The sequence below is a fragment of the Pseudomonas sp. GW456-E7 genome (assembly GCF_059424105.1).
This window is the reverse complement of record NZ_JBWKZB010000024.1, coordinates 37646-58583: the sequence shown is the minus strand read 5'-3', so window position 1 is coordinate 58583 and position 20938 is coordinate 37646. Positions and strand designations below refer to the sequence as shown.

The following is a 20938-nucleotide window of genomic DNA, read 5'->3' as shown; positions in this document are numbered from 1 at the left end:
ATCAATCCAGAAATTCGGGTTTCTGTTTGCTCATATGGGCGGCCATGGCCACGCGCAGATCGGTGGATTGCAGCATGGCGGCGTTCCAGGTGGCGATGTATTCGAGGCCGTCATCGATGCGATGGTCACGCATGTAGCTGATCATCTCCTTGGTGCCGGTGACGGCGATCGGTGACTTGCCGGCGATTTCGCGGGCAATGCCCATGACGCCGTCGAGCAGGCTGTCGTTGTCGCTGTAGACGCGATTGACCAGGCCCATGCTCCGCGCTTCGTCGGCGCCAAAGGTGCGACCAGTGTAAGCCAGTTCGCGCAGCATGCCGTCACCGATGATCCGCGGCAAGCGTTGCAGCGTGCCCACGTCGGCGGCCATGCCGATGTCGATTTCCTTGATCGAGAACTGTGCGTCCTCCGCGGCATAACGCATGTCGCACGCGGCAATCAGGTCGATGGCGCCACCCAGGCAGTAGCCCTGAATCGCTGCAAGCACCGGTTTGCGGCAGTTGTCGACGGCATTGAACGACGCTTGCAGGGTAAGGATCTTGCGCCGCAGCAGGCGCGCATTGCGGCCGACGTCCTTGCCCAGTTCATTGGCCACACCGGCCAGCATCATCAGGTCGATACCCGAGGAGAAATGCTTGCCTGCACCGCTGAGGACCACCACGCGCACTTCATCGGTGTCATCGATCCACTGGAAGATCTCGACGATTTCGCTCCAGAAAGCAGCGTTCATCGAGTTGATCTTCTCCGGTCGGTTGATCTGCACATGGGCGACTTTATCGACCAGTTCGACGTTGAACGCGCTGTATTGAGACATTCCTTTGATCCTTTTGCGGGCAGAAAACGAGGCCCGAACTATAACAAGGCATCGCGACCGGCAGTAAGGCAGCGGTTCAGCCAAATCCGGGACTTATAGCACGCACCGCATTGGTGCGCGACCGCTCGATCACGTCGCACATTCATGTGACCGCCCGGTGACTTTTTGCGGCCAAAACGCAAAAAAACATGCACTTCGTCGGGGCGTTTGCACCTCGATCAGGCACGTCCGTACCGTTACAAACCGATTGTCGAACAATTTTGCCATCGGCCCTTTACCGCTCTAAGTTCTGGCCTAGACTCATTTTCTCAAAGCGAAACCGGTCGGTCACAAAGTGGAAAAACAGTCGAAACTTTTTCCATTCCCGATCGGTCCTCTGACAAGAAGGTGCGTTGCGACTGGTGCAATCTTTGCAACGGCTCATTCACCCCTTTTGCTTCGAAGCATCGGGCAGCGCTTGCTCACTGATGCGCAGCGCTTTTGCGCCGGCCACGGGAGTTGGCCATGAAACACCGTTTGCCAGACCTAAGAATTAGATCAACAGCACGGGAGATTCATATGATCAGTACGGCTTTGGAAATACAGGGAGAACGTGCTCATCAGGTCGGCGAATCGAGCGCCGTAACTGCCGCGAACACCCAACCCGTCAGCGTGCCCGGCACCAGGATGCTGACCCCGGCAGCCCAGCAGAATCCGAACCGTAAGAAAGTGTTGTTCGTGACCTCGGAAATTGCCGACCTGGTGAAGACCGGTGGCCTGGGCGACGTTTCCGCGGCCCTGCCACGGGCCATGGCCCATCTGCACGATGTGCGGGTGTTGATCCCGGGTTACCCGCAGGTGCTGCACAGCGAGAACCCCATTCATATCATCGGTGAGCTCGGCGGTCATGCCGCGTTGCCTCCGTGCAAGATCGGGCGCATGGACATGCCCGATGGTCTGGTCATCTACGTACTGATCTGCCCCGAACTCTACGAGCGCGAAGGTTCACCCTACGGCGCCAACAACGGCCGCGACTGGCCAGACAACCATATCCGTTTCGCCCGCCTGGGCCTGGCGGCCGCCGATATTGCCGCCAATCTCGCGCAAATCCACTGGTGCCCGGACCTGGTGCACGCCCACGACTGGCCGGCCGGCCTGGCCCCGGCCTACATGCACTGGCGCGGACAGCGCACGCCAACGCTGTTCACCATTCACAACCTGGCCTATCAAGGCGTGACCAGCCTGGGCTCGTGCCCCGAACTGGGCATTCCCCATCACGCGCTGCAACAGGAAGGCATGGAGTTCTACGGCAAGATGTCGTTCCTCAAGGCCGGCATGGCCTACTCGAGCCACATCACCACGGTCAGCGCGACCTACGCCCAGGAAATCACCACCCCGGATTTCGGCTGCGGGCTCGACGGTTTCCTCGCCGCCAAGACCCAGCAAGGCCTGCTCAGCGGGATTCCCAACGGCATCGATGAAAGCTGGGATGCGGCGACCGACCCGCACCTGTTCTGCCCGTTCGAAATCGGCGACTGGGAGGGCAAGGCGGTGAACGCCGCCCATGTGCGCGAGCTGTTCGGCCTGCAAGACTCCGAAGGGCCGCTGTTCGCCGTGGTGTCGCGCCTGGTCTACCAGAAAGGCCTGGACCTGACCGAAGCAGTCTCCGAATACATCGTCAAATCCGGTGGCCAGATCGCGATCATCGGCCGTGGCGAGCCGGAAGAAGAACAGTCGATGCGCGAACTGGCCCTGCGTTTCCCCGGGCAGATCGGCGTGCGCATCGGCTTTAACGAAACCGATGCCCGGCGCATGTTCGCCGGCAGCGACTTCCTGCTGATGCCTTCGCGTTACGAACCCTGCGGCCTGAGCCAGATGTACGCCCAGCGCTTCGGCTCGTTGCCGGTGGCGCGCAATACCGGTGGCCTGGCCGACACCATCGAAAACGGCGTGACCGGCTTCCTGTTCGATGAATCAACGGTGCAGAGCTACCAGGAAGCCCTGAGCCGCGCGTTCAAGGTGTTCGCCTTCCCCGACCTGCTGCACGCCATGCGCTGCCGGGCCATGGCAGCGCCGTTCAACTGGTGCAAGGCGGTCGAACCCTACGCCGAACTCTATGAACAGCTTGTGGCGAAAGCGTTGGGGAAATCGAACAAACAGTAAGAGGCTTTCAAGATGCCGTTACGGACCCTTGAGACCTGGCCCCACGGCGCAATCATGCTGGACGCAGAGCACACGCAATTCGCGTTGTGGGCGCCAGATGCGTTTTACGTCAGTGTCGAACTGGAACATGGACAGTCCTTGCCGTTGCTGCCCCAGGCCGACGGCTGGTTCGTGAGCAATACCCGATGCGCGGCGGGCACGCGTTACCGCTACAGCATCGACGGCGAACTGGAAGTGCCCGACCCGGCTTCCCGCGCTCAGGACGGCGATATCGACCGGCACAGTGTGGTGGTCGATCCGCTGGCCTATGTCTGGCAACACAGTGCCTGGCCGGGACGGCCGTGGAACGAAGCGGTGATCTACGAGTTGCACGTCGGTGCCCTCGGCGGCTTCAGTGCCGTCGAGCAGCATCTGGCACGCCTGGTCGAGCTGGGCGTCACCGCGATCGAACTGATGCCCATCGCGCAGTTTCCCGGGGAGCGCAATTGGGGCTATGACGGCGTCCTGCCCTACGCGCCCCAGGCGTCATACGGGTCACCCGAGCAGCTCAAACACTTGATCGACACCGCCCACGGTCATGGTCTGGCGGTGATTCTCGACGTGGTCTACAACCACTTCGGTCCGCACGGCAATTACCTGCATCGTTATGCCAAGGGCTTCTTTCGCGAAGACAAACAGACGCCGTGGGGCGCGGCCATCGACTTCCGCCGCCGCGAAGTACGGGACTTTTTCATCGAAAACGCCTTGATGTGGCTGCTCGAATACCGTTTCGACGGTTTGCGCCTGGACGCGGTGCACGCCATCGAAGAGCCGGATTTCCTCCAGGAACTGGCACGACGGGTGCGCCAGCAGACGGGACCGGCGCGGCATGTGTGGCTGATGGTGGAGAACGAACACAACCAGGCGGGCCTGCTCGAACAGGGTTACGACGCGCAGTGGAACGATGACGGCCACAATGCCCTGCATGTGTTACTGACCGGCGAAACCGAGGCCTATTACGCCGACTACGCGCACAACCCCACCGAACAACTGGCGCGCTGCCTGAGCCAGGGTTTCGTGTTCCAGGGTCATCTCAATCGTCATGGCGTGGCACGCGGTGAACCCAGCGGGCACTTGCCACCCGGCGCCTTCATCCTGTTCCTGCAGAACCATGACCAGATCGGCAACCGGGCCTTCGGCGAGCGCCTGCATCAACTCGCCCACCCGCAAGCACTGCGGGCCGCCACGGTGTTGCTGCTGTTGTCGCCGATGATTCCGCTGCTGTTCATGGGCGACGAGTTCGCCGTCGAGCAACCCTTCCTGTATTTCACCAGCCATCACGGTGAGTTGGCCAAGTTGGTACGGGACGGCCGGCGCAACGAGTTCGCGGCGTTCAGCGTGTTTGCCGACCCACTCCTGCGCGAACACATTCCTGACCCGAACGATCCGCAGACATTTTCAGCGTCCCGCCCTGTCCTGCCTTCGACCGGCCATACTGAGATGCACGACCTGTATTGCCGGCTGTTGCAGATCCGCCACCGGCTTCTCATCCCCCGCTTGCCGGGCACCCAGGCACTGGGGGCGGACGAGCTGGGCGAAGGCGCGGTCAGTGCCGCCTGGCGCCTGGGCGATGGCAGCGAACTGCGCATTGACCTGAACCTCAGCGACAAGCCCGTAGTCCACTCCTCACAGACCGGTGCCGCGCGGTTGTTCGAATACCCGCCACAGAGCGCCGATCTGCTGGACCAGGGCACCCTTGCCCCGTATTGCGCGCTCGTCAGTCTCGCCGCCGCAGCCCCTATGCCACTTCGTATGGAGAGCGTCCATGAGTGATGCGCAACTGGAAATTCTGGCCAGCCGTGCCGGCCTCGCGGTCGACTGGATCGACGCCAACGGCCGCCCGCAAAAAGTCGCACCTTCCGTGTTGCGCAATGTGCTGACCGGCCTGGGCCACCCGGCGGGCAGCGCCCAGGAAATCGACGCCAGCCTGCTGGAATTGCAAGCGGTGCAACAGACCCATCACTTGCCGCCATTGATCACCGCCGATGTCGGGACAAGCCTGGATCTGGCGCGTTTTTTTGCACCTCAAACCCCTTGCGAAATCCACCTCGAAGACGGTTCGCGGCTCAACCTGAAACTGGACGCCAACGCAAAGCTGCCGGGGCTGGTACCGGTCGGCTATCAACAGGTCAGCATCGACGGGCAAACCTTCACCCTGGCGGTGGCCCCATCCCGTTGTTACAGCGTCGCCGATGCCGTGGACAACCCGATCCCCCGTGCCTGGGGTCTGAGCGTGCAATTGTATGGCTTGCGCCGCCCCGGCGATTGCGGGTTTGGTGACACCCAGGCGCTGGAGGACCTCGCCCGGGTGGCCGGTGAACGTGGCGCCGAGGCGCTGGCGATCAGCCCCTTGCATGCGATGTTTTCCAATGACACCCAACGCTACAGCCCGTATTCGCCGTCCAGCCGTCTGTTTCTCAACAGCCTTTACTGCGCCCCCGGCACCATTCTCGGCGAGCGCGCCCTGCGCACCGCCATTGATGCAACGGGGCTGGCCATTGAGCTCAAGGCGCTGGAGGAGCGTGCGCTGATTGACTGGCCGGCCGCCGCCGAAGCCAAGCATCGGCTGTTGCAGTCGCTGTACGAAGGTTTCGTCCAGGGTGAACATCCCTTGCACGAAGACTTCAGCAGTTTTCGTCACGCTGGCGGCGAAGCGCTGGAAAACCACTGTCGCTTCGAAGCCATACAGGAGGCACGCGCCGCTCGCGGTGAAGGCCTCGACTGGCGACTGTGGCCCGAACCCTGGCGTAATCCGCGTAGCGCCGAACTCGCAGCTTTTGCCGAAGAGAATGCCGGGCGCATCGGCTTCTTCGCATTCTGCCAGTGGCTGATCACCCGCTGCCTGGAACGCGCGCAAACCGCCGCCCGCGCCAGCGGCATGAGCATCGGCCTGATCGCCGACCTGGCCGTTGGCGCCGATGGCGGCGGCAGCCAGGCGTGGAGCCGTCAGGACGAATTGCTCGCGTCCCTCACTGTCGGTGCGCCACCGGATATTCTCAACCGCACGGGCCAGGGCTGGGGGATTTCCGCGTTTTCACCTGAAGGCCTGGTGCGCAATGGTTTCCGGGCGTTCATCGAGATGCTGCGGGCCAATTTCGCCCATTGCGGTGGCTTGCGTATCGATCACGTCATGGGACTGCAGCGTCTGTGGGTGATCCCCAACGGCTCGCCGCCGGCCGACGGCGCCTACCTGTATTACCCGGTGGACGACCTGTTGCGTTTGTTGACCCTGGAATCCCATCGGCACCAGGCCATCGTCCTCGGCGAAGACCTCGGCACCGTGCCGGACGGCCTGCGGGAAAAACTCATCGCCCGTTCGATGCTTGGCATGCGGGTACTGCTGTTCGAGCAGGACAACACGCACTTCAAGCCGATCCTCGACTGGCCGGACAACGCCCTGGCCACCACCAGCACCCATGACCTGCCCACCCTCAACGGCTGGTGGCATGGCCGCGACATCGACTGGAACGCCCGGCTCGGCATGGTCGACGCCAGCGGTGAGATCGAATGGCGCCAGCATCGCGAGCGCGAGCGCGAGGGGCTGCGCCGGGCACTGAGTCAGGACCCGCAGAACTTTCGCGAAGAATCCCACGAAACCGACCAGGTGCTCGATGCCAGCGTGCGTTTTCTCGGGCATACCCGGGCACCCTTGGTGCTGCTGCCGCTGGAAGATGCCCTTGGCGTGGAACAACAGGCCAACCTGCCCGGCACCATCGACACCCACCCGAACTGGTCGCGGCGCTTGCCCGGCTACAGCGAAGCCCTGCTCGATGGACCGGATGCCGCGCGGCGCCTGGAACTGCTCGCCTGTGCGCGACTGCAGGCGGCCGAGCGTGACCGATGACCCAACAGCCGACCCACCCGCTGCGCGCCACGCTGCGCCTGCAATTTCATAAAGGCTTCACGCTGGAAGATGCGGTGCCGCTGGTGCCGTATTTCGCACGCCTGGGCATCAGCCATGTCTACGCCTCCCCTTTGCTGCGTGCCCGAGCCGGATCGATGCATGGCTATGACGTGGTGGACCCGACCAGGGTCAACCCGGAACTGGGTGGCGAAGGGGCGCTGCGCAACCTGGTCAACGCCTTGCACGAGCAGGATATGGGGTTGATCCTCGACATTGTCTCCAACCACATGGCGGTCGGCGGCGCTGACAATCCCTGGTGGCTGGACCTGTTGGAGTGGGGACGCCTGAGCCCCTACGGCGAGTTTTTCGACATCCAGTGGCACTCTCCCGATCCGTTGATGGAAGGCCAGCTGCTCCTGCCGTTCCTGGGCAGCGATTACGGCGTGGCATTGCAGGACGGCACCCTGCCCTTGCGCTTCGATGCCTGGCACGGCAGCTTCCATGTCGAGCACTACGAACACCGTTTCCCGATTTGCCCCTGGGATTACGGCGAACTGCTCAAGCCCGATGCAGCGCTCGATACGGAGCAGGCCGAACAACTGAAAAACCTGGCCGATCGCTTCAGCACCCTGAGCTACCAGTCCGACGCCCACAGCCTGGCCATACCGTTGAAAGCGGAACTGCGCGATCTGGTCAGTGATCCGCTGATTGCTCAAGCCATTGAGCAACACCTGAAACACTACGACTCATTGACCGACGAAGGCTTCCAGCGCCTGCACAACCTGCTGGAGCGCCAGAGCTATCGCCTCGCCAGTTGGCGCACGGCCGCCGATGACATCAACTGGCGGCGCTTCTTTGATATCAATGAACTCGGCGGACTGCGCGTCGAGCGCCCCGCGGTGTTCGAAGCCACCCACGCGAAGATCTTCCAACTGGTGGCCGAGGGGCTGATCGACGGGTTGCGCATCGACCACATCGACGGCCTTGCCGATCCGCGGGGTTATTGCCGAAAACTGCGGCGTCGGGTCGACAGCCTGTCCGCAGGCCGCCACCTGCCGATCTTTGTCGAAAAAATCCTCGGCGAAGGCGAGCCTCTGCACCGCGACTGGTCGGTGGATGGCACCACCGGCTACGAGTTCATGAACCAGTTGTCACTGCTGCAAACCGACCCTCGGGGTGCCCAGGCACTGGCCGAACGCTGGCAGCGCCACAGCGAGCGGTCTGCCGACTTCTCCCAGGAAACACAGCTGGCCCGCCAGCAAATCCTCAACGGTTCCCTGGCCGGTGATTTCGAAAGCGTCGCCCAGGCCTTGCTGCAAGTGGCCCGGGACAACCTCATGACCCGCGACCTGACCCTCGGTGCGATTCGCCGGGCCTTGCAGGCGCTGATCGTGCATTTCCCGGTGTACCGCACCTACATCAGCCCCCTCGGCCGGACAGGCCAGGACGAGGTGTTTTTCCAGCAGGCCATGGACGGCGCCCGCCAGACTCTGGGCGAGGCAGACTGGCCGGTGCTCGACTGCCTGGCCGGCTGGCTCGGTGGTGAGCCCTGGCGGCAACGCCCGGCCGGTCGCCAGCGCAAACGCCTCAAGCACGCCTGCGTGCGTTTCCAGCAACTGACCTCGCCAGCCGCGGCGAAAGCGGTGGAAGACACCGCGTTCTATCGTTCGGCCGTCCTGCTTTCGCGCAATGACGTGGGGTTCAGCACCGAGCAGTTCAGTGCGCCGGTGGCCGACTTTCATCGGGCCTGCATCGAGCGCCTTGAAACCTTCCCGGACAATCTGCTGGCCAGCGCCACCCACGACCACAAGCGTGGCGAAGACTCACGCGCGCGGCTGGCGGTATTGAGTGAGCGCAGCGGCTGGTACAGCGAGCAGATCGGCCTGTGGCGCGCCCTCGCCCGGCCCTTGCGCCAAGACGATCAAGTGCCGTCGGCGGGCGATGAGTTGATTCTGTACCAGGCGATCCTCGGCAGTTGGCCACTGGGTTTGGCTATCGATAATCCACCGGCGCTCGAGGACTACGCCAAACGCCTCTGGCAATGGCAGCGCAAGGCCCTGCGCGAAGCCAAGCTGCAAAGCAGCTGGAGCGCGCCCAATGACGCTTACGAGCAAGCGACCGAGGACTTTATCCAGCGCCTGTTGCTCAGCCCCGAAGGTGAGCTGCTGCGTGCGGCTCTGGCCAGGGCGGCCCGTTCGATTGCCGTCCCCGGTGCCCTTAACGGTTTGGCGCAAACCTTGCTGCGCATGACTGTGCCCGGCGTGCCGGATTTGTATCAGGGCAACGATTTCTGGGACTTCAGCCTGGTCGACCCGGACAACCGTCGCCCCGTGGATTACGCCAGCCGCCAGCAGGCACTGCAGCAAGCGGCAGACCTGCCGGACCTGCTGTCGAACTGGCAGGACGGGCGCATCAAGCAAGCCCTGATTGCGCGCACTCTGGGCCTGCGTGCCGAACATGCCGAGCTGTTTCGGCGTGGCTCTTATCGAGCCCTGGAAGTGCTGGGCAGCGAGGCCCATCGAGTGCTGGGTTTTGTCCGTGAACGGGAGGGAGAACGCGCCATCGTGATTGTGCCGATACGCTGTGCCGAACTGCTGGAAAACAGTGCCGTCCCCCAGGTCCACGCGCCGCTGTGGGGCGATACCCGGGTCAAACTGCCGTTCACCGTTGCCGACGAACATCTGAAGGGACTTTTCAGCGGCATCACAGTCACAAAACACAGAGAGCTGCTGATCAGCGACGCGCTGGGGGATTTCCCGGTCAATCTCATTATTCAAACTAACCACACTTGAGTTCAGTTCAGGAGCATTGCGATGAGTACCGACGATAAACGCATCCGCGAATTCGCCTATCAGATCTGGGAGTCCGAAGGAAAACCCGAAGGTCAGGAAGCCCGCCACTGGGAGATGGCGTGCAAACTGGCGGAAGCCGAAGCCCTGGCACCAAAGAAACCTGCCAAAGCAGCGGCGAGCAAAACCCCGGTCAGCAAAACGGCCAATGGCAAGGCCGGCGAAAGCAAAGTCGCTGCGCCCAAAACAAAAGCCAAGCCTGCAGCGGCCTCGAAAGTGATTCCGCCGGGGGAAAAGGCCGTCGAGAAAAAGCCCCGGGCACCACGAAAACCGCCCGCGGTTTGATTTGTCTTGAGGCCCCTTCGCGGGCAAGTCGAATCGTCGCACCGCCGCTCCCACAGGGAGCTCAGCCACACCACCAAACACTGTGGGAGCGGGCTTGCCCGCGAAGAGGCCATCACTTCCAGCATTGATGTTGCCTGACACACCGCCTTCGCGAGCAAGCTCGCTCCTACAGGTAACTCCCGTTTGCAGGAGCACTTATGACCAGCCCCAAAAAAGCCCCCGCGCCAGCCCCTCGCGCTGAAGCCACGCGAATCCGTGAAGGCCTGCCCTTCCCGCTGGGTGCCACCTGGGATGGACTGGGGGTCAACTTCGCCTTGTTTTCCGCCCACGCCACCCGGGTTGAACTGTGCCTGTTCGACGACAGCGGCGAGGTGGAGCTCGAACGCATCGAGTTGCCTGAATACACCGACGAGATCTACCACGGCTACCTGCCCGACGCTCACCCCGGGTTGATTTACGGTTATCGTGTCTACGGTCCGTACGACCCGGCCAACGGTCATCGCTTCAATCCCAACAAGCTGCTGATCGACCCCTACGCCAAACAGCTGGTCGGCAAGTTGAAATGGTCCGAAGCGCTGTTCGGCTACACCATCGGCCACCCCGATGCCGACCTCAGCTTCGATGAGCGTGACAGCGCACCCTTCGTGCCCAAGTGCAAGGTCATCGACCCGGCGCACACCTGGGGCCACGACCACCGCGTCAGCGTACCGTGGGACAAGACGATCATTTACGAAACCCATGTGCGCGGCTTCAGCATGCGTCACCCTTCGGTTCCGGAAAACCTGCGCGGAACCTTTGCCGGGTTAATGGTCGATGACGTGCTGGAACACATCCGCAAGCTCGGCGTGTCGACCGTGGAGTTGCTGCCGATCCACGCGTTCGTCAACGACCAGCATTTGCTGCACAAGGGCATGACCAATTACTGGGGCTACAACAGCATCGCGTTCTTCGCCCCCGATCCGCGTTACCTGGCCAGTGGCAAGATTGCCGAGTTCAAGGAAATGGTCGCGCACCTGCACGAAGCGAATCTGGAAGTGATCCTCGACGTGGTCTACAACCACACCGCCGAAGGCAACGAGCAAGGCCCGACCCTGTCCATGCGCGGCATCGACAACGCGTCCTACTACCGCCTGATGCCCGATGACAAGCGCTTCTATATCAATGATTCGGGCACCGGCAACACCCTGGACCTGAGTCACCCGTGCGTGCTGCAGATGGTCACCGACTCCCTGCGCTACTGGGCTTCGGAAATGCACGTGGACGGTTTCCGTTTCGACCTGGCGACCATACTCGGGCGCTATCACGACGGTTTCGACGAGCGCCACAGTTTCCTCGTCGCCTGCCGCCAGGACCCGGTGCTGCGCCAGGTCAAGCTGATCTCCGAGCCTTGGGACTGTGGCCCCGGCGGTTATCAGGTCGGCAACTTTCCGCCGGGCTGGGTCGAGTGGAACGACAAATTCCGCGACACCGTGCGCGCGTTCTGGAAGGGCGACGACGGTCAGCTGGCGGACTTCGCCAGCCGCCTGACCGCTTCAGGCGAAATGTTCAATGAACGGGGGCGCCGCCCCTATTCATCGCTGAACTTCGTCACCGCCCATGACGGCTTCACCCTCAACGACCTCGTGTCGTACAACGACAAGCACAATGAGGCCAACGACGAAAACAATCAGGACGGCAGCAACAACAACCTGTCCTGGAACCACGGCGTCGAAGGCCCCACCGATGATCCCGAGATCAACGCGCTGCGCCATCGGCAGATGCGCAATTTCTTCGCCACCCTGCTGCTGGCCCAGGGCACGCCGATGCTGGTGGCCGGCGACGAATTCGCCCGCACCCAGGAGGGCAACAACAATGCGTATTGCCAGGACAGCGAGATCGGCTGGGTCAACTGGGACCTCAGCGAAGACGGCAAGGCCCTGCTCAAGTTCGTCAAACGCCTGATCAAGTTGCGCCTGACCTACCCGATCCTGCGCCGCGGGCGTTTTCTGGTGGGCAACTATAACGAAGACATCGGCGTCAAGGACGTGACCTGGCTGGCACCGGATGGCACGGAAATGACCACCAAGCATTGGCACGATGCACACAACCGCTGCCTGGGTATGCTGCTCGATGGCCGCGCCCAGGAAACCGGCATTCGCCGCAAAGGCGCCGACGCGACCCTGATGCTGGTGGTCAACGCGCATCACGACATCGTCAATTTCCGCCTGCCGGAAGTGCCTGACGGCGGTTTCTGGACGTGCATGATCGACACCAACCAGCCGGCGATCCGTGGCCAGGAGCGCTTCGAGTTCGGCCATGAATACTCGGTTACCGGTCGTTCATTGCTGCTGTTCGAGTTGCAGCATGAGGAAGAGGAGTGACGACGAGGCTCAGGCATTCAGCGCGCGACTGCCACAGAGCGGAAAAATCATTTTGGCCGGGTTCGCGACGCGACGAATAGCGTTGCATGAGCAATACTCGATTCGCGGCGATCCAGGGTTGGGGTTGTCGCACCTCGCTATCCACCAGCCCTCACGGGTCGGCCGGGCTTGTCTCGCGCACGACTGAAGGCGAAGCAGCACAAGGACGTAATACCCATGAAATCCGTTTCCTTCAGCGAAGCCAGTCTGCCCTCCCAGATCTGGAACAGTGCCCCGCAACTGGACAGCATTGCGTCCATCAGCACCCAATCCCTGGTGCCTGCCGGTGCACGCGCAGTGTTCATTGCCCCGCACCCCGGCGATGAAGTCGTGACCTGCGGTGGCCTGCTGCAATTGCTCAGCAACCTGGGCCACCCGCTGCAATTGATCTCGATCACCGACGGCAGCGCCAGCCATCCCGGTTCCCGGCAGTGGTCGGAAAAACGCCTCAGCGTATTTCGTCCCCAGGAAAGCGTGGAAGCCATCCGCCGACTCGGGTTGCCGATGCACAGCCTGAAGTGGATCCGTGGCGGGTTTACCGACAACGCCCTGGTGGAACACGAAGAACGGATCGCCCAGTTCATCGGGCGCTACCTGCGCCCGGGTGATGTGGTGTTCAGCACCTGGTGCGAAGACGGCAACGTCGACCACGACACCGTCGGCCGCGCCAGTGCCAGGGCGGCGGCCAGTGTGGGAGCCACCTACAACGACGTGCCGTTCCGGGCCTGGCACTGGCCGGCACGGGACCGGGAGCTGATCCCCTGGCATCGTGCGCGCAAGGTGCGCCTCGATGCCTGGACCATCGCCCGCAAGAGCCACGCCACCCACGCCTACGCCAGCCAACTCGATGGTGAACCCGCCATCGGCCTTGCGCCGTTGCTACCGCGCACGCTGCTGGAGCGCATTCGTTTGCCTTATGAAATCGTCTTCGTCTAAGCCCACTACGCTTTCTGTAGGAGCGAGCCTGCTCGCGATGGAGGTCAACGATGATGCGGGGAGCCTGACACCCCGCGGTGCTCTCAGGTTTATCGCGAGCAAGCTCGCTCCTACAGGGGGCATTGACCGCCGAGGTTACGCCGCAAAGTGTCAAATCTGGCACGTTGGCGTTAAAGGCAAACTGAACTGCCCGTCCATGCGTCAGTCGCATGCATAGGCAGCCCCGAATCATAGGAGCGAACGTGGCCAGTCATTCCAAGCACCAATCAGCTGAATCGGTGCCGTTGAGTACTCCCCCGGACATCCACCGACTGCGCGTGCTGACGGTCAACACCCATAAGGGATTCACCGCGCTCAACCGGCGCTTCATCCTTCCCGAGCTGCGTGAAGCCGTGCGCAGTACGTCGGCGGACCTGGTGTTTCTGCAGGAAGTGGTCGGCGAGCACGACCGCCACTCCTCCCGCTACAACGATTGGCCACAGACCTCGCAATATGAGTTCCTTGCCGACAGCATGTGGAGCGACTTCGCCTATGGACGCAACGCCGTCTATCCCGACGGTCACCATGGCAATGCCCTGCTGTCGAAATACCCGATCCGCGAATACCGAAACCTGGATGTATCCATTACCGGCCCGGAACGCCGCGGCTTGCTGCACTGCGTGCTGGACGTGCCGGGGCACAGCGAAGTGCATGCCATCTGCGTGCACCTCAGCCTGCTGGAAAGCCATCGTCAGCTGCAATTGCAGTTGCTCTGCCAGCTCCTCGAATCCCTTCCGGATGATGCGCCGGTGATCATTGCCGGCGACTTCAACGACTGGCAGATGCAAGGCAACGCCGCCCTTGCCCGCCGCGACTACCTGCACGAAGCCTTCGAGCGCCACCATGGCCGCCCGGCCAAAACCTACCCTGCGCGGTTCCCCCTGTTGCGCCTGGATCGCGTCTACCTGCGCAATGCCAGCAGTCATGAGCCGAAAATACTCGGGAACAAGCCGTGGACGCACCTTTCCGACCATTTGCCGTTGGCGGTGGAAGTGCATCTTTGAATCGCGGCCTTTCGGTTCGAAGTGACGAAAGGTCATCCCCACCTGTTATTTCTGACAGTAGCCACGTTGTATCGGTGCCTGCTACGTTGTTGCCGCCCTGAGGGAAATCCGCAGGGGCTTGCGACACACACGTAGCGCCTTGGTTGCCGAAGGTACTTGCGGGTCATAGTTGCACCCGATGTTGTCTTGCAACTCGCGCTGCCCAGCACGTCTGGTTCCTGGCCATTGATTCCGGCCAAAGGAACGGAAGTTGATCCCATCGCGGAGGCAACATGGAGTTTTCGACAGATCTGTCCAAGTACCGTTATGGCGCCTGCCTGTTCTCGATCTGGTTATGTGCGAACTGGCCCCAACCCGCCTACGCAGCCTGCACACTCACCTCAACCGCCGGCAACTCCAACTTCGTCTGCGACAGCGGCACCAGTGGGCCGTTGACCGATTTGTCGGGCAATAACACCCTGACCTTCCCCGCCAATGGCACCGGCAGGATCAATGGCAACGTGACCTTTGGTGCCGGCGCCGACGCTGTGAACATGGACTCGGGCATCGTGGCCGGCGCAGTGGATCTGGGCGACGGGGCAGATAGTTTTACGATCACCGGCGAGCAAGTCACCGGAGCCGTCAACCAAGGCAGTGGCATCGATGACTTCATCATGTCCGGCGGAAGCATTGAGTCCCTGGCCCAAGGGGACGGCCGCGACACCTTTCTGATGACCGGAGGCACCATCGTCGGCGCCTTCGAAGATGGCGACGTCGCCAAAATGACCCGCGGTACCATCGGCCGCGTCAACATGAAACTCGATAACAATATCTTCGATATGTCCGGTGGGCAGATCCTCGGCAATCTGGTGACGGGTTTAGGCACCGATGAGATCATCGTCTCCGGGGGGCGTATCGGCGGCAATATCAGTGTCAGCAACGGCAACGACAGCATCACGATCACCGGCGGAGAAATCGTCGGCGAGATTCGCGCCGGCAACGGCGATGACACGCTGCTGTGGGACGGCGGCGGAATCATCCGCTCGCCAGTCCTGCTGGAGGCAGGCGACGACCGCGCCACTTTGCGCAATCTGACCGAAAGCACCCTCGCCCAGACCCCGAGCATCGATGGCGGCGATGGCAATGACCTGCTGACCTTCGATCACACCACCTCATCGGGCGCTGCCCGGTATATCAACTGGGAAACCGTCAACCTGGGCAACGGTTCTCGGTTCGATCTGGATGGCAGCTTTCAACTGGGGGACGAGAACAGCGAGACGCGCGTGTTCAACATCGACGGCAGCAGTATGCTCACGTCAATCCAGGGCAGCATCACCTCTTTGACCCCGGGCCGGCTCGCGACCTTGAACAACAGCGGGGTCATCGACCTTGCCAGCGGTAACTCGCGTACCAACGACACCCTGACGGTTGAAGGCAATTACGTGGGTAACGGCGGCCAGTTGCTCTTGCAAAGCGCAGTGGGCGATGACAGCTCCCCCAGTGACAAGCTGGTGGTCAACAACGGAACGCTGACCGGCAGCACCCTGATCAGCGTCACCAACATTGGCGGCGCGGGTGCCCTGACCCGGCAAAACGGTATCCAGCTGGTACAGGCCCAAGGCACGGCGGTCAGCGACAACACTGCGTTCGCCCTCAAAGCCCCGGTGTCGGTGGGTGCCTTCGATTACCGCCTGTTCAAAGGCGGCATCACACCGGGCAGCGAAAACAGTTGGTACTTGCGTTCCTCGGTGGTGGCGCCGCCCGTGGTTGCCGTCGCCAACCCGGATACCGCCTTGCCGCCGACGCTGGAGCCCATCGTGGCAGTGCCGGTCGCCGCGCCTGTGGTCGTGGCTACCGGGGCTCAAGGATCTGAAGGCGTCGTGACGCTCAAAGCTCTTGCGTTACCAGCCGCCGTACCCGGCGCAGACCCTATCCCCCTGTATCGAGAGGCGGTGCCTACCTGGTCGGTGGTACCACCGGCTGCAGCACAATTGAGCCTGTCAGCACTGGGTACCTTTCATGACCGTCAGGGCGATCAGAATCTGCTAACGGAAACCGGGGCCTTGGGCGCAGGTTGGGGACGGGTCTACGGCAAGAACCTCGAGCAGACCTGGGCCGGCACCGTCACACCAAGACTGGATGGCTCGCTCAATGGCTTCCAGGTCGGCAATGACCTGTTCAGTTCACAGCTGGCGGGTGGGCAAACCCAGCGCAGCGGTTTCTTCATCGGCCACAGTCGCCTGCAAGGGGATGTCGACGGTTTCAATCAGGGCTTCGAAGGCAAGCGCTCCGGCAACGTCGAGTTGAAAGGCGACAGCCTTGGCGTTTACTGGACCCTGACCGATCCTGCTCGTGCCTATCTCGATATCGTGGCCATGTACACCTGGCTCAATGGCGACAACCGCTCCGAAAGTGGCCTGAAGATCGACAATGACGGCCACGTAACGACGTTTTCGGCAGAAGTTGGATACCCGGTCGCCGTGTCTGGCAACTGGGTAGTCGAACCCCAGGCCCAGTTGATTTACCAGCAGGTCAAGCTCGACAGCCAGGACGACGGCATCTCCCGTGTCTCGTTCGATTCCGACAGTGCCTGGACCGGCCGCGTCGGCGCACGTCTCAAGGGTCGCTACGAAGTCAGTGGCCGACCGCTGGAACCCTATTTGCGGGCCAACATCTGGCACACCTTCACGGGTACCGACACGGTCACCTTTGATCATGTCGACCAGATCGAAACCCAGCAACGAACCTCGTCCGCCGACCTCGGAATCGGCATGGTACTGAGCGTTGCCGCCTCGGTCAGCGTGTACGCCGGACTTGACTACACCAGCAATATCGACAGCAACCAACAACGGGGGACATTCGGTAACATGGGGATTCGGGTGAGGTGGTGAGGCGTTGAAACCGCTCTATCCCGAGGTTTTTTGACGATTATTCGAATAAAAAAGCACCTGGAGACACGCCATTGAACAGCCCCTTTTAAACCATTACCACTTATCGGCCATCTTCTTGACTCGACTGTTTCGGTCTTCTTGACTTCACGTTACTACCCCCGGAACCACTACCAGGACCAGCCGCGGGCTCCCGTAAAAACGGGCAGCCCGTGACGCCGCCTAATCCTTTCGGTCGCCCCTCATTCGGGGTAGGAGAGACGCCAGAGCGAGATACCACATGCAACTGCAAGGTAGGCCTCCATGAACATCCCCCTCACCTCGCAAGAAATCAAAGTCACTTTTTGCACCGTATCGAGTTCACTCCTGCTGTGTTCCTCCATTGAATTGCTCGCCGCCACTGCCGAACAGGAAACAACGCCGTGGTATCGCCAGGACATCCCGACACTCGGTCTGACTCCCCTTGCAGCAACCTGGCCCGGTCAATTCAGCGCGCATCCCGATCTACGCAGTTCCAGCCTGACCACCGAAGACGCCGCGCCCACGGCCTGGGACCAACTCTACGGCCAGCCCTCTCGCCAGGCACAAGCCGATTACCTTTCCCAGGGTCTGGCCGTTCCCGGTACCAACGCACTCAAAGGCCCGGCGATCCTCACCCTGCAAAGTGCCAGCGGCCATACGCAAAGGGTCGGCCTGGTCAGTGGCTCGAACCAGTTCCAGCTCAACAACAAGGGCGCACAGGTCACCCCGGCCATGTCCAACCCCAACCGCGACACGCTCAATCTTCAGGGGCAAAGCCTCGGCGCCTATTGGAGCCTGACCGGACCACAAGGCTGGTACGTCGACCTGACCGCCAGCGGTGGCCGGGTCAGCGGCTTCACCCGTAATGAGCAAGGGACCCGAAGAGCCACCGAAGGCAGCGCGATGACGCTGTCGGTGGAAGGCGGTTTTCCTATCGGTCTGGGCGAAAACTGGGTGATTGAACCCCAGGCGCAATTGATCAACCAGCGCATCACCCTGGACACCCCGTATGCCGGCTCGGGAAACGCGTCTTCCACTGACCTGACTTCGTGGAGCGGCCGGGTCGGTGCGCGCTTGAAAGGCAGTTACGACATCAGCGGGATGCCGGTCGAACCTTACGTGCGGACCAACTTGTGGCACACGGTGTACACCGGCAATACCGTGACCCTCGATCAGGTCGACAAGATCAGCAGCAGCCGCAAGTCCTCGACCGTCGAACTGGGCCTGGGTCTGGTCGCCAGGGTCACCCCGACCGTGAGCCTGTACGTCAGTGCCGACTACAGCAGCGACGTGGACGACAATGATTTGAATGGGTTGATTGGCAGCCTGGGTGTGCGGATGCGCTGGTGAGGGAATACTTCAAAAGATCTTTTGGCGAGGCTGGCCCCTTCGCGAGCAAGCCCGCTCCCACATTCATCCAATGTGGGAGCGGGCTTGCTCGCCAATAGCAATGGCGCCGTCTCTGGATCAGCCCTGCGGCCGTAACATCAACACCGCCAACGGCGGCAAATTCAACACCAGCGACAACGCCTGCCCATGGCTCGGCGTTTCCTCGGCCATTGCCCCGCCACTATTGCCGTAATTGGAACCGGCATAGATAGACGAATCGCTGTTGAGCACCTCGTTCCACTGCCCGGCAAACGGCACGCCAACGCGATACGCCTCGCGGGGTACCGGTGTGAAGTTGGCCACCACCAGCACAGGTCGGCCGTCCTTGCTCCAGCGCAGCCACGCATAAACGCTGTTGATCGCGTCATCGCCGATCAGCCACTGGAAACCCTGCGGCACGTCGTCCTGCTCATGCAGGGCCGGCTCTTCGCGGTACAGGCGATTGAGGTCGCCGACCAGTTTCTGTACGCCCTTGTGCTCGGAGTACTGCAGCAGGTACCAGTCCAGTTGCTGATCGTGGTTCCACTCGCGCCATTGGCCGAACTCGCAGCCCATGAACAGTAGTTTCTTGCCCGGATGCGCCCACATGAAACTCAGGTAGGCCCGCAGGTTGGCGAATTTCTGCCAGCGGTCGCCGGGCATTTTATCGATCAGCGAGTGTTTGCCGTGCACCACTTCGTCATGGGAGATCGGCAGGATGAAGCGCTCGGACCAGGCGTACACCAGGCCAAAACTCAGCTCGTTGTGGTGATGGGCGCGGTACACCGGGTCCTGCTGGATGTAATGCAGCGAATCGTGCATCCAGCCCATGTTCCATTTGTAGGCAAAGCCCAGGCCACCCTGTTGGGTGCCCTGGCTGACGCCCGGCCATGCGGTGGATTCCTCGGCGATCACCAGCGCACCGGGTGCTTCCAGAGCGACCACATCGTTGAGGTGGCGCAGGAAATCGATGGCCTCCAGGTTCTCGCGCCCGCCGTGACGGTTCGGCACCCACTCGCCGGCCTTGCGCGAGTAGTCGCGGTACAGCATCGAGGCCACGGCATCGACCCGCAGGCCATCGACGTGGAAGTGCTTGAGCCAGTGCAGCGCCGACGCCAGCATGTAGCCGTGCACTTCGGTGCGCCCCAGGTTGTAGATCAGCGTGTCCCAATCCTGGTGGAAACCTTCCTGCGGGTTGCCGTACTCATACAGCGCCGTGCCGTCGAACTGGGCCAGGCCGTGGGTATCGGTGGGGAAATGCGCCGGCACCCAGTCGAGAATCACCCCGATGCCGGCCTGGTGGCAGGCATTGACGAACGCGGCGAACTGGTCCGGCGTGCCATAACGCGCACTCGGCGCGAATTGCGAGAGCAACTGATAACCCCACGAACCGCCGAACGGGTGCTCCATGATCGGCATCAGTTCGATGTGGGTGAAGCCCAGGTCTTTGACATAGGGAATCAGTCGTTCGGTCAGTTCCGGCCAGGTGTACTGGCGGGCCACTTCACCCAGGTCGTCCAGCTCGCATTGCCACGAGCCGGCGTGCAATTCGTAGATCGACAAGGGCGCCGTCACCCGCTGGTGGTCGCCTCGGGACAGCATCCAGTCCTGATCCTGCCAGTCGATTTTCAGCGGCGAGGCGACTTTCGAGGCGGTGTCCGGTGGCAGGCTGGTGGCCAGCGCCATCGGGTCGGCCTTCAGCGGCAGGATGCCGTGGGCACCGAGAATTTCGTACTTGTAGGCGTCCCCTGCTTGCAGGCGCGGGATGAACAATTCCCAGACCCCGGTGGGATGCCGCAGGCGCATCGGATGGCGGCGCCCGTCCCAGACGTTGAAATCACCCACCACCGACACCCGCCGGGCATTGGGTGCCCACACCGCGAAACGCACACCGTCGACGCCGTCCACGGTCTTGAGCTGGGCACCGAGGCACGCACTGAGGTCGCGGTGATTGCCTTCGGCAAACAGGTACAAATCCATGTCGCCCAGCAAGGGGCCGAAGCTGTAAGGATCTTCGGCCGTCTGCTCGCCGCCGGCCCAACGGGTGCGCAGCAGATAGGCTTGCGCACGGTCGAAATGCCCGACAAACAACCCCGGCGTCTCTGTGGCTTGAAGACTCCCAAGCGCTTCGCCCGAGTCCCGGGCCAGAACTTCTACACTCAGGGCGCCCGGCAGATAGGCGCGGATGAACTGTCCACCGGCACCATCACCGTGGGGGCCAAGTATGGCAAAGGGATCGATATGCTCGGCGCGCACCAAGGCATCGATATCCCGTGCGCCGGGCAGCAGCGCTTCTTTGTGATGACCCTGTTCCTTGTTCGAGACACTCAT

Annotated in this window: 12 protein-coding genes; 10 read left to right on the top strand and 2 right to left on the bottom strand. The window is 62.1% G+C overall.

The genetic code is table 11. The annotated features are described in order from the left end of the window. Position 1 precedes the first annotated feature (1 nt). Positions 2-814: a crotonase/enoyl-CoA hydratase family protein gene (locus AC07YV_RS16760; protein WP_102700054.1), complete on the bottom strand. Its 813-nt coding sequence runs from the start codon at positions 812-814 to the stop codon at positions 2-4. Between the two features lie 558 nt (positions 815-1372). Between AC07YV_RS16760 and glgA the strand changes: the two genes are divergently transcribed. From glgA to AC07YV_RS16710, 10 genes are all read left to right on the top strand, one after another. Further along, positions 1373-2956 carry a glycogen synthase GlgA gene (gene glgA / locus AC07YV_RS16755; RefSeq protein WP_102700053.1) on the top strand — a complete coding sequence of 528 codons (1584 nt, stop codon included), beginning with the start codon at positions 1373-1375 and terminating at the stop codon, positions 2954-2956. 12 nt (positions 2957-2968) lie between these two features. Continuing rightward, positions 2969-4768, top strand: coding sequence for a malto-oligosyltrehalose trehalohydrolase (treZ, locus tag AC07YV_RS16750; protein WP_102700052.1), 1800 nt, complete (start codon positions 2969-2971; stop codon positions 4766-4768). After that, positions 4761-6839: a 4-alpha-glucanotransferase gene (malQ, locus tag AC07YV_RS16745; protein ID WP_102700051.1), complete on the top strand. Its 2079-nt coding sequence runs from the start codon at positions 4761-4763 to the stop codon at positions 6837-6839. Before treZ ends, malQ begins: the two co-directional genes overlap by 8 nt. Further along, positions 6836-9631, top strand: a complete 2796-nt coding sequence (locus AC07YV_RS16740; RefSeq protein WP_102700050.1) for a malto-oligosyltrehalose synthase — start codon at positions 6836-6838, stop codon at positions 9629-9631. The genes malQ and AC07YV_RS16740 overlap by 4 nt, the downstream gene beginning before the upstream one ends. A gap of 21 nt (positions 9632-9652) precedes the next feature. After that, entirely contained in the window at positions 9653-9973 is a 321-nt protein-coding gene (locus AC07YV_RS16735; protein ID WP_102700049.1) for a DUF2934 domain-containing protein, read from the top strand. A gap of 197 nt (positions 9974-10170) precedes the next feature. Beyond that, on the top strand, positions 10171-12333 hold the full coding sequence (gene glgX, locus AC07YV_RS16730) for a glycogen debranching protein GlgX (protein ID WP_102700048.1): 2163 nt from the start codon (positions 10171-10173) through the stop codon (positions 12331-12333). Positions 12334-12549: 216 nt separating this feature from the next. Further along, positions 12550-13308 carry a PIG-L deacetylase family protein gene (locus tag AC07YV_RS16725; protein WP_102700047.1) on the top strand — a complete coding sequence of 253 codons (759 nt, stop codon included), beginning with the start codon at positions 12550-12552 and terminating at the stop codon, positions 13306-13308. Positions 13309-13517: 209 nt separating this feature from the next. After that, positions 13518-14351, top strand: a complete 834-nt coding sequence (locus AC07YV_RS16720) for an endonuclease/exonuclease/phosphatase family protein (RefSeq protein WP_256358999.1) — start codon at positions 13518-13520, stop codon at positions 14349-14351. A gap of 272 nt (positions 14352-14623) precedes the next feature. Next, positions 14624-17221: an autotransporter family protein gene (locus AC07YV_RS16715; protein WP_102700044.1), complete on the top strand. Its 2598-nt coding sequence runs from the start codon at positions 14624-14626 to the stop codon at positions 17219-17221. Between the two features lie 300 nt (positions 17222-17521). Next, the gene (locus AC07YV_RS16710; protein ID WP_102700043.1) at positions 17522-18589 is read left to right on the top strand and encodes an autotransporter domain-containing protein; all 1068 of its coding nucleotides are present in this window, start codon (positions 17522-17524) and stop codon (positions 18587-18589) included. Positions 18590-18706: 117 nt separating this feature from the next. Here AC07YV_RS16710 and glgB read toward each other — a convergent pair whose 3' ends face one another. Further along, on the bottom strand, positions 18707-20938 hold the full coding sequence (gene glgB / locus AC07YV_RS16705) for a 1,4-alpha-glucan branching protein GlgB (RefSeq protein WP_102700042.1): 2232 nt from the start codon (positions 20936-20938) through the stop codon (positions 18707-18709).

Bases quoted from the DNA above. Each gene is read 5' to 3' on its own strand.
- AC07YV_RS16760 (WP_102700054.1), bottom strand. From the start codon at position 814: ATGTCTCAATACAGCGCGTTCAACGTCGAACTGGTCGATAAAGTCGCC.
- glgA (WP_102700053.1), top strand. From the start codon at position 1,373: ATGATCAGTACGGCTTTGGAAATACAGGGAGAACGTGCTCATCAGGTC.
- treZ (WP_102700052.1), top strand. From the start codon at position 2,969: ATGCCGTTACGGACCCTTGAGACCTGGCCCCACGGCGCAATCATGCTG.
- malQ (WP_102700051.1), top strand. From the start codon at position 4,761: ATGAGTGATGCGCAACTGGAAATTCTGGCCAGCCGTGCCGGCCTCGCG.
- AC07YV_RS16740 (WP_102700050.1), top strand. From the start codon at position 6,836: ATGACCCAACAGCCGACCCACCCGCTGCGCGCCACGCTGCGCCTGCAA.
- AC07YV_RS16735 (WP_102700049.1), top strand. From the start codon at position 9,653: ATGAGTACCGACGATAAACGCATCCGCGAATTCGCCTATCAGATCTGG.
- glgX (WP_102700048.1), top strand. From the start codon at position 10,171: ATGACCAGCCCCAAAAAAGCCCCCGCGCCAGCCCCTCGCGCTGAAGCC.
- AC07YV_RS16725 (WP_102700047.1), top strand. From the start codon at position 12,550: ATGAAATCCGTTTCCTTCAGCGAAGCCAGTCTGCCCTCCCAGATCTGG.
- AC07YV_RS16720 (WP_256358999.1), top strand. From the start codon at position 13,518: ATGCATAGGCAGCCCCGAATCATAGGAGCGAACGTGGCCAGTCATTCC.
- AC07YV_RS16715 (WP_102700044.1), top strand. From the start codon at position 14,624: ATGGAGTTTTCGACAGATCTGTCCAAGTACCGTTATGGCGCCTGCCTG.
- AC07YV_RS16710 (WP_102700043.1), top strand. From the start codon at position 17,522: ATGAACATCCCCCTCACCTCGCAAGAAATCAAAGTCACTTTTTGCACC.
- glgB (WP_102700042.1), bottom strand. From the start codon at position 20,938: ATGAGTGTCTCGAACAAGGAACAGGGTCATCACAAAGAAGCGCTGCTG.